Genomic DNA, 13,006 nt, shown 5'->3' with positions numbered 1-13,006 from the left:
GCTCAGGCCTTTTTTGGACGGCCGGTTTTCAGCTGCGGCAGGCTGGCCAGCACTTTTTTCAGGGTGGCCAGGTCGATTTGCGAGATCAGGGCGACGCCGACGCGCAGCAGTTCGCTCTTTTTCACTTCGAAGCCGGCTTTCAGGGCGGTTTTCTTCACCTGGCCCAGCACCGCGTATTCGGCCTCCGGCATGGTGAAGCTGTCGCGTACCAGTTTTTCCTTTGGCGCCTTGACCTTGGCTTCGACCGGGGCGGCTTTAGGAGCGGCCTTTGGCTTGGCGGCAGCTTTAGGTGCGGCCTTTGGTGCAGCCTTCGGTGCGGCTTTTGGCGCGGCCTTTGGTGCAGCTTTCGGTGCCGCTTTCGGCGCTGGCTTGACGGCGGCGGGCGCGCGAGCGGTCGATTTGGCGGTGGCGGTCGCGCGGGTGGCCGGTTTGGCGGCGGTTTTTGGCGCTGGCTTGGCGGCGGCAGGCTTGGCGGCGGTCTTGGTTGCGGCGGTTTTCGGGGCTGCTTTGGTAGCCATTTCTACTCCAGGTTAATCAATAATATAAACAGTATATATCATTTCAGGTGCGCGGCGACGCGGCTGAACAATTGATCCGGATTCACCGGCTTGCGCAAAAAGTCCGCAGCCCCGACGCTGAGGCCCAGCGCCTCGTCCTCTTTCTGGCTTTTCGCGGTCAGAAATACCACCGGAATCGCCGCGCTGGCCGGATCGGCCTTGAGCCGGCGGCAGGTCTCGATGCCGTCCACGTCCGGCATCATGATATCCAGCAGGATCAAATCCACCTTCGAGGAAGCCACGATTTGCAAGGCGGTGGTGCCGCTGGTGGCCACCTTGGTGTTGTACTTGTCCTTCAACAGGGTGGATAACAGGGTGATATTGTCCGGCGTGTCGTCGACAATCAACACGGTGCGGCGGTTATTGTTATTCATGAGGTCTCCATTTTCCTGATCGTTTCTGCCAGCAGCCTGCCGGCTGCCTGGAATTCATACTGCTCCATATGATGCTTGAGCCGCGCCATCTCCTGCGGCGACAACAGCGCCGCCAGGGAAGCCTGCGCGCGCTCGAAATAATCCATGCTCTCGCCGCTGAACTCCGCCAGCAGCGCCGCCAGATCCAGCAAGGCCTGGCGCGCATCGGTGGCGTCGCCGGCATCCGGCAGCGGCGGCACCGGCGGGATCACCTTCATCGATACGCCCAGCCAGCGCGACAGCACGGCATACAGGCGCTGCGGATCGATAGGCTTGGTCAGATAATCCTGCATGCCCTCCTCGATGCAGCGCGCGCGCATGCCGGCCAGCGCGTTGGAGGTGACGGCGATGATCGGCAGTTCGCTGAAACGGCTGTCCACCCGCAGCAGGCGCGTGGCTTCGTGGCCGTCCATCACCGGCATGCCCAGATCCATCAGCACCAGATCGTAGGCACGCGGCCCGGCCTCCATCAGCCGTTCGACCGCCTCGCGGCCATCGGCCACCACTTCCACGTCCAGCCCTTGCAGCTCCAGCAGCTCGCGCGTGACGTCCTGATTGTCGGCACTGTCCTCGGCCAGCAGCACGCGCGCCGTGCGGCGCGGCGAGGCCTCCAGCTTCAGATCGCCCACCGGACCGCTGTGCAGTGCCGTCTGCACCGCCAGCGCGGCCGCATCGGACAAGGCAAACGGCAGGTCGAAGTGGAACACCGAGCCGCAATCCACCTCGCTCTCCACCTCGATATTCCCGCCCATCAGCCGCACCAGCTGCTGCGAAATCGACAGGCCCAGCCCGGTGCCGCCATACTGGCGCGTGGTCGAGCCATTGGCCTGACTGAAGGCGCGGAACAGTCGCGATTTCTGCTGCGGCGTCATGCCGATGCCGGTATCGCTGACGGTGAAGCGCACCACCGCCTTGCCATTGCGCTCACCATGCAGCGCGCAATGCAGTTCCAGCTTGCCTTCCAGCGTGAACTTGACCGCGTTGTTCACCAGATTGATCAGCACCTGACCAAGCCGCAGCGGGTCGCCGACCAGATAGCGCGGCACATCGGGCGCCATGCCGATCACAAAGGTCAGGCGCTTTTCGGCCGCGCGCTGCGCCGTCACGCTGTTGACGTTGACCAGCACGTCCTCCAGCGAGAACGGAATCGCCTCCACTTCCAGCCGCCCGGCCTCGATCTTGGAGAAGTCCAGGATGTCGTTGATGATGCCCAGCAGCGTCAGTGCGGCGCGGTGGATCTTGCTGATGTAATCGTGCTGCCTGGCGGTCATCTCGGTGCGCAGGGCCAGGTAAGCCATGCCGATCACGGCGCTCATCGGCGTGCGGATTTCATGGCTCATATTGGCCAGGAACTCGGACTTGGCGACATTGGCTGCCTCCGCCATCACATTCGCGTTCACCAGCTTTTGCTCGCGCTCGCGCCGGTCGCTGATGTCGCGGATGAAGGCGCAGAACTCGAAGCTGTCGCGCTCCTCGGTCTTCACCTGCGTGATCGACAGCTCGATCGGGAATTCCTCGCCGTTGCGGCGCAAGGCGTACACCTCGATACGGGTATCCAGCACCCCGCTGGTGCCGCCGGTCATGTAGCGCTGGATGCCGCGCTTGTGCTCATAGCGGAAGCGCGGCGGGATGATGGTCTGGCCCAGATCCAGCCCCAGCGCCTCCTCGCGCTTCCAGCCGAAAATGGTCTCGGCCTGCTTGTTCCAGCCAACGATGCGCCCTTCCACGTCCATGCGCACCACCGCGTCCAGCGCCGTATCGACGATGGTTTGCAGTTTGGCCTGACTGTCGCGCGCCTGCTGCGTGCTGCGGGTCAGTTCCGCCGTACGGGCGCTGATGCGCTGCTCCAGTTCCGCATTCAGGTCGCGCAGTTCGCGCTCGGCGTCGCGCAGGCGCGTCAGCGTATCGCGGAAGCGCAGCACCGCCTGCGACAGCCTCCCCACCTGGTCGTCGCGTCCCAGGCCGGACAGCTTGATATCGGTCTCGCCGCGCGTCAGCTTTTCCAGCCCGACGCGGATGTCGGCGAACGGCCGCGCCGCGCGCCGGCCGACGATGAAGATCGACAGCACGATGCCCAGCGCCAGCAGCAGATTGGCCGCCACCGTGTTGACGATCTGGCGCTGCAAATCGGCGTCCATCTGCTGGCGCGAGTACGCCAGGTCGATCGAGCCGACCGGATAACTGCGGCGCGCGTCGCTGAACTGGATGTCGCGCCGCACATGGATGGACGATACCGGCTCCTTCAACGGCGACACATAGCTGGCCAGCTCCGCACCATTCGGTCCCAGCACGCGCAGCACCAGCACTTCCGGCGTGGCGCCCGAGGCGTCGACCACGCTGGAGACGGCGGCGCTGTTGATGTCGAACAGCGGCCGCGCCAGCGCCTGCGACAGCACCGCCGCCAGCCGCTCGGCGCGTTCGCGCAGATTCTGTTCGGCCTCGCTGCGCAGGGTGCGCATCACGTAGGTGGTGTAGATGGCGGTGGACATCGCCACCGCCAGGAAGATGCCAAAGCCCAGCCGCAGCAGGATGTTGCGCCGCCAGGCCAGCCGCAATTGCGACAGCGGGCCGCCGCCGTCGCTCAGCACCTTGGCCCCGGCGTCAATGACGCACCCCCTCGGCTTGCGCCAGCTTTTTGTAGTCGGGGCTATTGCGCGCCTGCTCCATGGTACTCCAGATGCGCGTGGCCAGCTGCGGCCTGGTGGCCACCAGCGCGTGCGACAGGATCAGGAAGTACGGCTTTTCGATGATGGGCACCGGCAGCTGCTCCAGCTGCGGCGCCAGCGGACCGCGCATCAATCCGGCGGCGTCGCTGCCGCCCACCGCCGCTGCCGCCAGCCGCCCGGCGATCAGCTTGCGCGCCAATTCGTCGGCGCGCTGGCTGCCCTCGTCCACTTCCAGGTTTTGCGCGCGCAGCACGTCGCCCACCGAGTAGCCCAGCTGGAAACCGATGGCACCATCCAGATTGCTGAAATGCTTGCCGTCCCATTCCACCTTGCTGCCCTTGCGGCGCAGGACCACATAGGTGTCGGTGTGCATGCGCTTGGAGGTGTCGAGATTCTCGCCGCCCGGATATTCGCCCAGCTCGCGCCGGTCCGGCTTGTAGCTGACCGCGAACGCGCCATCGACCGCATTGGCCTTCAATTGCGCCAGGCAGCGCTTCCACGGAATGCTCTGGAAATCGAAACGCACGTCGAGCCGCTGCTCGACCAGTTTAAGCAGCTCGAAATTGAGGCCGCCGCCCTTCTCGGTGCGCCAAGGCTTGACGTCCTGCGCCTCAAAGCACAGGGTCACGGTTTCCCTGGGCGCGGCGGCAACCGGCGACGACAGGACTAGCAATATGCAAGCGCAATAGCATGTCGTCCTGTTTCGCATGGTGGGTTCCTCTTCAACTGGTGCGGATAGCGAAGTCTACACCGACTTCGTCCCACTGCTCCTGCTCCTTCTCCAGCCAGTAGGATAAGGTCGGATGCTCGGCCACCCATTCGCGGCGGATTTCCAGCTCGATGCGGCTCTTGAAGCGCAGCTTGATCTGGGTGAAATCGATGTCGATACGCGAGTGCATGAACAGCACCGCCAGCCGCAGCGCCACGATGGCCTTGGCGAAATCGGGATCTTCCAGCACCTCCGCCACCTTGCGCAGATTGCCCTTGTGGGCCACGATCAGGCGGCTCATGGTGCGCTGCTCGCGCGCCGTGAAGCCCGGCAGGTCGGCGTTTTCGATGATGTAGGCGGCGTGCTTGTGGTAGCCGGTGTGCGACACCACCATGCCCATCTCGTGCAGCAGCGCGCTCCAGTACAGGTGGCGGCTGTATTGATCGGTGGCCGGCTTGGTCTGGGCATACAGCGCCAGCGCGTCGTCGGCCACGCGGTTGGCGCGGCGCTCGTCGACGTGGAAGCGCTGCAAGCAGGCCTGCACCGACTGCTCGCGGCGGTCACGCTTGGTGGAGCGCAGGTGCAAGTCCCACATCACGCCCATGCGCAGCCCGGCCTCGATCGGTTGCACCAGCGGGATATCCAGCTCGCGCACCAGGCCAATCAGGATCGCCAGCCCGCCGATGATGGTGGAGGCGCGGTCCGGCTTCAGGCCCGGCATGTCGATCTTGCTGACATGGCCGAATTCGATGAAGCGCTGTTTGAGCGCGCTCAGGGTCTGGCCATTCACTTCGCGCCCCAGGCCATTCTTGACGATGATGTCGGCGATGGTGCGCGCGGTGCCGGAGGAACCGTAGCACTGCTTCCAGAATTGCGGATGGTAGGGCGGCGCCGCGTCCTCGAAATGGCTGCGCGCCGACAGAATGGCTGCTTCGAACGACGGCGCATCCACCCGCCCGCCAATGAAGAAGGACAGGCTTTGCTTGACCGTGCCGACGCTGAACGATTCGACCTTCTCGATCTCCTGCCCGCGTCCCAGTATCAGCTCGGTGGAACCGCCGCCGATGTCGATCACCAGCCGGCGCTCGCCGGGCAGGTTGACCGCATGTGCCACGCCCATGTAGATCAGGCGCCCCTCTTCCTCGCCGGAGATGATCTCGATCGGGTAGCCGATGGCCAGTTCGGCCTCCGGCAGGAAGGCATGCGAATTGCGCGCCACCCGCATGGCGGAAGTGGCGACCACGCGCACCGCGTCCAGCTTGTACGCGGCCAGCACGGTACGGAAGTTTTTCAGGCAATTCAGCGCCGCCTGCATGGCGGCCGGGGTCAGATTGCCATCCTTGTCCAGCCCCGCCGCCAGCCGGATCGGCTCGCGCACGGATTTCAGGACGCGTATCGCTTCGCCATCATGCTTGCCGATATGGAGGCGAAAGCTGTTGGAACCCAAATCTACTGCTGCATACATATATCGAAGGCTCCACACTCATCAAACTAAACGATTTATATCATTATAAACACGATAAGCTCAATTTGTGACAGCTTGATGACTCAACTCGACGACGCGGTTGCGGCCGCCCTGCTTGGCCGCTTGCAGCGCCTCGTCGGCGCGCTTGAACAGGCTGACGGTGCTGTCCTCGGCGCGGATCACGGTCACGCCCAGGCTGGCCGTCATGTTGATGATGGCTTTTTCGGCCTTGACCGGCAACGCCGCCACGGCGTTGCGGATACGCTCCGCCACCATGCTGGCATCTTCCAGCGAGGTGCGCGGCAGCAGGATGGCGAATTCGGCCCCGCCCAAACGGCCCATCTGGTCGGAATCGCGCAGCTGCTTCTTGCACACGTCGACCATGGCCTTGAGCACCATGTCGCCGGCCGGATGGCCGTAGCTGTCGTTGACGCGCTTGAACTGGTCCAGGTTGAGGATGATCAGCGCGGTCGGCATGCCGGGGCGGCGCGCCAGCGCGATCCACGGCGTCAGCGCTTGGTAGAAACCGCGCCGGTTCGGCACATCGGTCAGCGGATCGACCACTTCCAGCCGCGCCAGTTCGGACTGCGCCTGCTCGCGCGCCAGCAGCAGATAGCCGAAAGCATTGCTCAACATCATCAAGTACAGCGCGCCGACGCCCACGCCCTGCACCGCCAGCGTGCTGACGCCATTCACGCCCTCCGGCAACAGCGACCACAGGCCGCGCAGCACCACGGCCGCGCTCAGCGCCAGCATGGTCACCACCAGGTAGCGCCGCAGCGGCGTGCCGCCGCTCCAGCCACGTCCCAGCGCGGCCGCGCCGGCCACGAAGAACAAGCCCGCCGCCCCTGAGGCGATGGCAATGCGCATGCCGGCCGGCGCTTGCAGCAGCCAGGCGCCGACGTACATGCCGATGGCCACGCCCAGCGCCGGCAGCAGATGCGAGCGCCACACGCGGCGGCCGGCCTGCTCCCACAGGGCGGCCGCATCGAGCGCAAAGCCGGCGAACAGCACGGCGTTGGCAAATGGAATGGTCAGGAAATCCGGCAGGACGCCGCGAAAATACAACAGCAGCCAGGCCACCGCCTGGCATTGCTTGGCCCAGGCCCAGGTGGCGTGCACGCGCGCGGGGTTGCCGCTACGGCGTGCCTCCAGCCCAAAAAAGAACAGCGCCGCGCACAGGCTCAGATTGCCCAGCGCCAGCGCCAACTGCAAGGTTTTTATATCCATGACCGCGGCCGGGATCAGACCTCGTGTTCCACATTGGTACTGCCGTCGCCCATCTTGCTGGACCAGGCTTGGGTGAAGAAGGCTTTCTCGTCCTCGGTCGGGCTGTCGTGCCAGAACACGATCAGCGTGCCCTTGTGGTCGTGCAGCTGGCTGACTTTCTCGATAAACGTCTGCTTGCCGGCCAGGTCAGCCAGCGCCGCCACGTAGCCGTACACGCGGGTCAGGCGCTCCAGGCGGTCCGGTTCGGTGAAGCTGTTGGTGGCGGTAAGCGTAGGGTGGTCTAAAAACATCGTATCTCTCTCCAAGTGGGCCGCCGGAGGGGCTGGCCGGTGCTAACGCCATGCTACTATGATTCCCTAGGTAAATCCACAATACAACAAAACTTGACGCCACCCCTACACCGCCCGCAAGTCCGGACCCAAGGCAACAAGCGCCTGCTGGAGTTCCAGCCAGGCATGGTGCAAAGCGAGATGCGCCTGTCGCGCCCGGACGATCTGGTGCTCAGCTATGCGCGCGCCATGATGTGTTTTGTGCTGTTTCACCCACAGCCCGAGCACATCGTCATGGTCGGGCTGGGCGGCGGCTCGCTGGCCAAGTTTTGCTACCGCTATTTGCCGCAGTGCCGTATCACCGTGCTGGAGCTGAATCCGGAGGTGATCGCCCTGCGCGAGCAATTCGCCATCCCGCGCGACAACGCCCGCTTCCGCGTGATCCAGGCCGACGCCGTCGAGTACATGCGCAAGCTGGACAACAGCGCCGATGTGCTGCTGGTGGACGGCTTCGACGCCGACGGCCTGCCGCCGGCGCTGGGCAGCGCCGTCTTCTATGCCGACTGCCGGCGCGCGCTGCGCCCGGGCGGGGTGATGGTGACCAACATCTTCAGCTATGATCCCAACTACGGCGCCATGCTGCGCCGCCTGCGCCAGACCTTCCAGGGCCGCATCTGCTGGTTCCGCGGCATCGCCGGCAACAACCGCATCCTGTTCGCGGTGAAAGGCGGCGGCGCCTCGCCGGCGCTGGCCATGCAGCAAAAAATCGCCCGCACCCACGGCCTGGCCCTGCCCCTGCTGAACCGGCTGCTGGCCCACTGGATCGTGCTGAAAATGCGCTGGCTGTAAGCCGCTTCCGAACGTGGTTATTTAGCACGATCTCTGTCGCCAAGGCATGTTTTGTGACACACTAGAAGCCAGTCTGCGGCCCCTGTCCCCGCCCGCGCCATGCCATTCTTCCACTCGGAAAGCGCGTCATGTCGTCCACCCGGAAGTCATCCAGGATTTCGCTGGCGGCCATTCTGACGCTGCTGACCGGCTGCGCCGTCACCGGCCTGCTGTTCGCGGCGGTGAGCGCGCTGGAATACAGCAAGATGGAGCTGAGTTTCCAGCAACGCGGCCACATGCGCGCCGCCGCCATCCGGCGCGGCATGGAGGATACGCTGGAGCTAGTGACCATCCTGAATACGCTGTTCAAGTCGGTTGGCGTGGTCGACCGCGAGCAGTTCGCCAGCTTCACCCGGCCGCTGCTGCAACGTTATCCATTTGTGCAAGCTTTCAATTTCCACCGCGTGATGGACCACGCCGCCGCCCGCCGCCACGAGGCCGAGGTGCGCAGGCAGTTGCCCGAATACCTGCTGCATGACGCCAACCGCCAGCCGCTCAGCCCGCGTCCCCAGCACATCATCGTCGATTACCTGGAGCCGCTGGAAGGCAACGAGCCGGCCTTCGGGCTGGACGTGGCCTCGCTGCCCGGCATGGCGCGGGTGATCGCCGAGGCGGTCGACAGCGGCCAGCCGCGCACCACCGAGTTGCTGCGCCTGGAGCAGGAACGCGGCGTGCAGAAGGGCTTTGTGATGATGATCCCGGTGTACCGCGATGGCGCCGAGCTGGGCACGGCGGCGCAGCGGCGCGCGGCGTGGATCGGCAACACCAGCGCGGTCATCCGCTCGGCCGACCTGATCCAGAAAATCCTGCTGGCGGCCGACCTGCTGGACGACCGCGAGCTGATGCTGCAAGTCTACATCGGCGACGATATCCGCCCCGCCCACCTGATCTACAGCCGCGGCATGCCGGCCGCCGAACCGCCGGCGCCGCGCCCGCTGCAACGCTGGCTGGCCTTCGACTACCGCGAGCCGTACGTGCGCACCTTCGCCGCCGCCGGCAAGTCCTGGCATGTGCAGGTGACGCCGTTGCCGCGCCCCTTCCTGCCGTATCACCTCGGTTCGCTGTCGACCCTGATCGGCGGCCTGCTGTTCTCGCTGCTGACGGCGGCCTTCGTCAACTCGCTGGCGCGCCGCTCCTACCGCGTGCAGCGCCTGGTCGACGAGCGCACGCTGGCGCTCAAGGCCAGCAATGACAAGCTGGCCGAGGACGTGGCCGCCCGCAAGCGCACCGAGGAAGCGCTGCAGGAAAGCGAGCACCGCTTCCGCCGCCTGCTGGCGCTGTCATCGGACTGGTACTGGGAGCAGGACCAGCAATTCCGCTTCACCAACATCACCGGCGGCTTCTTCGACAAGGGCAAGCAGGATCCCAAGGCCTTCATCGGCAAGACCCGCTGGGATTTGCAGCCGGAACAGTGGAACAACCGCTGGGGCCGCGACCACCGCGCCACCCTGGAAGCGCACCTGCCCTTCTCCAACCTGGAATATGCGTTGCCCGGCTTCGACGGCCAGACCCACTGGTTCAGCATCAGTGGCGAGCCGCTGTTCGACCGCGAGGGCAAGTTCCGCGGCTATCGCGGCACCGGCGCCGAAATCACCGAACGCAAGCTGGCCGAGCAGCGCATCCAGCACATCGCCCACCATGACGTGCTGACCGGCCTGCCCAACCGCGTGTTGCTGCAAGACCGGTTGGCGCAGGCCGTGGCCTTCGCCAACCGCAGCGGCAGGCCGTTGTGGGTGATGTTGATCGACCTCGACCGCTTCAAGTTCGTCAACGACAGCCTCGGCCACAAGGCCGGCGACCAGCTGTTGAAAACCGTGGCCCAGCGCCTGCAAGACAGTGTGCGCGAAAGCGACACCGTGGCGCGGTTGTCGGGCGACGAGTTTGTCGCCATCCTGCGCGAGTATCCGGAAGAAGCCTCGCACGACATCGCCCAGCGCATCATGCGCGCCGTGACCCAGCCGGCCATGCTGGAGGGCAAGGAATTCTTTGTCACCTGCTCGATCGGCGTGGCGGTGTACGGCGCCGACGGCACCTCGGCCCAGCGCCTGATCGAGCACGCCGACATCGCCATGTACCGCGCCAAGAAACTGGGCCGCAACAACACCCAGTTTTACGAACCGGCCATGAACGAGGAGGCGCGCGAGCGGCTGCGCATCGAGGGCGCGCTGCGCAAGGCGCTGGAACGGCGGGAATTCGTGCTGCACTACCAGCCGCAGGTGGATTTGCAGAGCGGCCGCGTGGTCGGCATGGAGGCGCTGCTGCGCTGGCAGCATCCGGAACTGGGGATGGTGGCGCCGCACCGCTTCATCGGTCTGGCCGAGGAGACCGGGCTGATTGTCGAGATCGGCGCGTGGGTGCTGCAAACGGCCTGCGCGCAGGCGCGCAGCTGGATGGACCAGGGCCACGGCCAGTTGCGCATCGCCGTCAACCTGTCGCCGCGCCAGTTCAGCGAGCCACAGCTGCCGGGTTCCATCGCCCAGGTGTTGCAGGACACCGGCCTGCCGCCGGCCTGCCTCGACATCGAACTGACCGAGGGCCTGTTCATGCACGACGTGACGCAGGCGGTGGAGCTGCTGCACAGGCTGAAGGCGCTGGGGCTGGCGCTATCGATAGACGATTTCGGCACCGGCTATTCCAGCTTCTCGTATTTGCGGCACTTCCCGATCGATGTGCTGAAAATCGACCGTTCCTTCGTCAGCGACATCAAGGAAGACGACGAGGCGGCCATCGTGGTGTCCATCATCGCGCTGGCGCACAACCTCAAGCTGCGCGTGATTGCCGAGGGCGTGGAGACCGAAAGCCAGGTCGACTACCTGCGCCGCAACGGTTGCGACGAAATCCAGGGCTACTACTTCAGCCCGGCGCTGCCGGCGGCGGATTTTGAACAGCTGCTAAAGCAGGGACGGCATCTGCGAACAATGCCGCTTCCGGCTTAGCCTTGCGCTTGCGCGGCTTGGGCGCCAGCATGGTGCCGGTGCAGTTGAGCGCGCCGCAGCGGCAGGCAAAGGCCTTCTTGATGGCCGGCGTGTGGCGGCCCTCGTAGATCAGCGGATACGAATAGCTGAGCTCCTCGTCCTGTTTGATGTCGTGCAGGGCGTAGATGAAGATGCGGCTGTCCTCCTCCTCGATGGCTTCGCAGTTCGGTTCGCAGGAGTGGTTGATGAAGCGCGCCTCGTTGCCATGGTCGCCGCCATCGATCACATTGCCGTTGGCCAGGCTGAAGAAGAAGGTATGGTTGTGCGGGCCACCCTGAACCTCGGCGCGGATCTGCGCCTCGTCCCAGGTGATTTCGCGGCCGGCATATTCGATGATGCGTTCGCCGGGCGCGATGTCGCGCTGCGCGAACACGCCATTGCCGTGCACCGAAGAGCGTTCGACGCGATATGCAGGTTGGTCTTGCTGAGTATCTGGGAGGCTGGACATGGCAATCGAAAAGGTCAACGATCTTTTGATTAAACCACAGCCTCCCGGAGGATTCAATCGGAACGCAGTACCGATTGCAAGTCCTGCGCAAACTGGCGCGCCTGTCCATCGCGCAGATTGGAGACCGTGATGCGGATCGCCTGCGAGCGCCCCTGCACATCGTAGGCGCTGCCCAGCCGCACCAGCCAGCCCTTTTTGGCCAGCGCGTAGGCCACGTCCCTGGCGTCGCGGTCGAGCGGTATCCACAGGTTGAGGCCATCGGCGGGCGGCGGCAGCGCGATGCCCTGCGCCGCCAGCTCGGCCCGCAACTCGGCGCGGCGCGCGGCATAGCCGGCGCGCGCGGCCTCGATCTGCCCGCGTACCTCGGCCGAACCAAGGCAGGCCGCCACCACCGTTTGCAGCAGGCGGCTGACCCAGCCCATGCCCGGCGCCAGGCGGGTGCGCAGGCGGCTGGCGGTGTCCGCATCGCAGGCCACGAAGGCCAGCCGCATGTCCGGTCCCAGTCCCTTCGATACGGAACGCAGCAGCGCCCAGCACGCGGCGGCGGCCGGGACCACCGAATGGTAGGGCGTATCGGCCAGCAGGGCGAAATGGTCGTCGATGATGATCAGGACGTTCGGATGCCGGGCCAGCACGCGCTTGAGCTCTTCGGCGCGGCGTTGCGACAGGCTGCAACCGGTCGGGTTGTTGGCGCGCGGCGTCATCAGCACCGCGCGCGCGCCCTGCTCCAGCGCGCGTTGCAGGGCTTGCGGCTGCATGCCTTCGTCGTCCAGCGGCACGCCGACGGTCTGCATGCCGCTCAGGCGCAGCGCGTTGATCGAGCCGAGGAAGCAAGGATCTTCCACCGCCACCTTGTCGCCCGCCACCAGCTGGGCGGTGGCCAGCCGTTCGATGGTGTCGACCGCGCCGTTGGTCAGCTCCAGTTCCCAGCCTGGCGGGCAATCGCCGGCAAACCAGCGCAGGCCGAGGGCGCGCAGCTCGGGCAGGATGGTGTCCTCGCCGTACAGGCCCGACTTGAGCGGACGGCCGGCCAGCAGCGGGCCGGCGTCGGGCAGCCAGTCGGGGTTGGGATTGCCATGGGCGAGATCGATCAGCGGCGTGTCGCCGCTCAGGCCCTCCTGCTCGCCGGCGCGCGGCGGCGTGGCGATGGTGGTGCCGTGCCGCCCCTGTGCCAGCGTCAGCCCGGCCTTGGTCAGGCGCTGGTAGGCGGCGGCCACGGTGTTGCGGTTGACGCCCAGCGTTTCCGCCAGTTCCCGCACGGGCGGCAGCGCGTCGCCGGGTTGGTAGTGGCCGTTTTGCACCAGGGCGCGGATGCAGTCGGCAATTTCAATGGCGGTGGTTCCGGTAATGTTTGACATTGTCCTAGGACATAGTGTTATTATGTAC

The 13,006-nt window shown here is 65.5% G+C and carries 11 protein-coding genes; 2 read left to right on the top strand and 9 right to left on the bottom strand.

Features of this window, described 5'->3' with window-relative positions; translation table 11 throughout:
- Window positions 1-2: 2 nt before the first annotated feature.
- Genes GM676_RS13940 through GM676_RS13910 form a run of 7 tightly spaced genes read right to left on the bottom strand, consistent with a single transcriptional unit; the run spans window position 3 to window position 7,330 of the window.
- Window positions 3-518: a hypothetical protein gene (locus GM676_RS13940; RefSeq protein ID WP_155464206.1), complete on the bottom strand. Its 516-nt coding sequence runs from the start codon at window positions 516-518 to the stop codon at window positions 3-5.
- A 38-nt stretch (window positions 519-556) separates the two neighbouring features.
- Window positions 557-931, bottom strand: coding sequence for a response regulator (locus GM676_RS13935; RefSeq protein WP_155464205.1), 375 nt, complete (start codon window positions 929-931; stop codon window positions 557-559).
- Entirely contained in the window at window positions 928-3,558 is a 2,631-nt protein-coding gene (locus GM676_RS13930; RefSeq protein WP_371866229.1) for an ATP-binding protein, read from the bottom strand. Before GM676_RS13930 ends, GM676_RS13935 begins: the two co-directional genes overlap by 4 nt.
- A gap of 13 nt (window positions 3,559-3,571) precedes the next feature.
- Window positions 3,572-4,309: a substrate-binding periplasmic protein gene (locus GM676_RS13925; RefSeq protein WP_229262678.1), complete on the bottom strand. Its 738-nt coding sequence runs from the start codon at window positions 4,307-4,309 to the stop codon at window positions 3,572-3,574.
- A gap of 49 nt (window positions 4,310-4,358) precedes the next feature.
- Window positions 4,359-5,810 (bottom strand): Ppx/GppA phosphatase family protein, encoded by a 1,452-nt coding sequence (locus GM676_RS13920; protein ID WP_155464203.1) that lies wholly within the window; start codon window positions 5,808-5,810, stop codon window positions 4,359-4,361.
- Window positions 5,811-5,870: 60 nt separating this feature from the next.
- Window positions 5,871-7,040 carry a GGDEF domain-containing protein gene (locus GM676_RS13915; RefSeq protein WP_155464202.1) on the bottom strand — a complete coding sequence of 390 codons (1,170 nt, stop codon included), beginning with the start codon at window positions 7,038-7,040 and terminating at the stop codon, window positions 5,871-5,873.
- A gap of 14 nt (window positions 7,041-7,054) precedes the next feature.
- Window positions 7,055-7,330, bottom strand: a complete 276-nt coding sequence (locus GM676_RS13910; RefSeq protein WP_155464201.1) for a hypothetical protein — start codon at window positions 7,328-7,330, stop codon at window positions 7,055-7,057.
- A 93-nt stretch (window positions 7,331-7,423) separates the two neighbouring features.
- On the opposite strand from GM676_RS13910, the gene GM676_RS13905 reads away from it, so the two are divergent.
- Both GM676_RS13905 and GM676_RS13900 read left to right on the top strand, forming a co-directional pair.
- The gene (locus GM676_RS13905; protein ID WP_229262677.1) at window positions 7,424-8,158 is read left to right on the top strand and encodes a fused MFS/spermidine synthase; all 735 of its coding nucleotides are present in this window, start codon (window positions 7,424-7,426) and stop codon (window positions 8,156-8,158) included.
- 128 nt (window positions 8,159-8,286) lie between these two features.
- A complete protein-coding gene (locus GM676_RS13900) occupies window positions 8,287-11,133 on the top strand; it encodes a bifunctional diguanylate cyclase/phosphodiesterase (protein ID WP_155464200.1) in 2,847 nt (948 codons plus the stop codon).
- Here GM676_RS13900 and GM676_RS13895 read toward each other — a convergent pair.
- Together GM676_RS13895 and ptsJ are read right to left on the bottom strand one after the other, a co-directional pair.
- A complete protein-coding gene (locus GM676_RS13895) occupies window positions 11,051-11,620 on the bottom strand; it encodes an SET domain-containing protein (protein WP_155464199.1) in 570 nt (189 codons plus the stop codon). The genes GM676_RS13900 and GM676_RS13895 overlap by 83 nt on opposite strands.
- Window positions 11,621-11,673: 53 nt before the next feature.
- The gene (ptsJ, locus tag GM676_RS13890) at window positions 11,674-12,978 is read right to left on the bottom strand and encodes a MocR-like B6 salvage transcription factor PtsJ (protein WP_155464198.1); all 1,305 of its coding nucleotides are present in this window, start codon (window positions 12,976-12,978) and stop codon (window positions 11,674-11,676) included.
- Between the last annotated feature and the right edge of the window lie 28 nt (window positions 12,979-13,006).

Source organism: Duganella radicis (assembly GCF_009720825.1).
Taxonomy (GTDB): domain Bacteria; phylum Pseudomonadota; class Gammaproteobacteria; order Burkholderiales; family Burkholderiaceae_D; genus Rugamonas; species Rugamonas radicis.
The sequence above is the reverse complement of the archived record's forward strand: the minus strand, read 5'-3'. Positions and strand labels throughout refer to the sequence as shown.

Coding starts and splice junctions, on each gene's coding strand:
- GM676_RS13940 (WP_155464206.1), bottom strand. CDS start 518: ATGGCTACCAAAGCAGCCCCGAAAACCGCCGCAACCAAGACCGCCGCC.
- GM676_RS13935 (WP_155464205.1), bottom strand. CDS start 931: ATGAATAACAATAACCGCCGCACCGTGTTGATTGTCGACGACACGCCG.
- GM676_RS13920 (WP_155464203.1), bottom strand. CDS start 5,810: ATGTATGCAGCAGTAGATTTGGGTTCCAACAGCTTTCGCCTCCATATC.
- GM676_RS13915 (WP_155464202.1), bottom strand. CDS start 7,040: ATGGATATAAAAACCTTGCAGTTGGCGCTGGCGCTGGGCAATCTGAGC.
- GM676_RS13910 (WP_155464201.1), bottom strand. CDS start 7,330: ATGTTTTTAGACCACCCTACGCTTACCGCCACCAACAGCTTCACCGAA.
- GM676_RS13900 (WP_155464200.1), top strand. CDS start 8,287: ATGTCGTCCACCCGGAAGTCATCCAGGATTTCGCTGGCGGCCATTCTG.
- GM676_RS13895 (WP_155464199.1), bottom strand. CDS start 11,620: ATGTCCAGCCTCCCAGATACTCAGCAAGACCAACCTGCATATCGCGTC.
- ptsJ (WP_155464198.1), bottom strand. CDS start 12,978: ATGTCAAACATTACCGGAACCACCGCCATTGAAATTGCCGACTGCATC.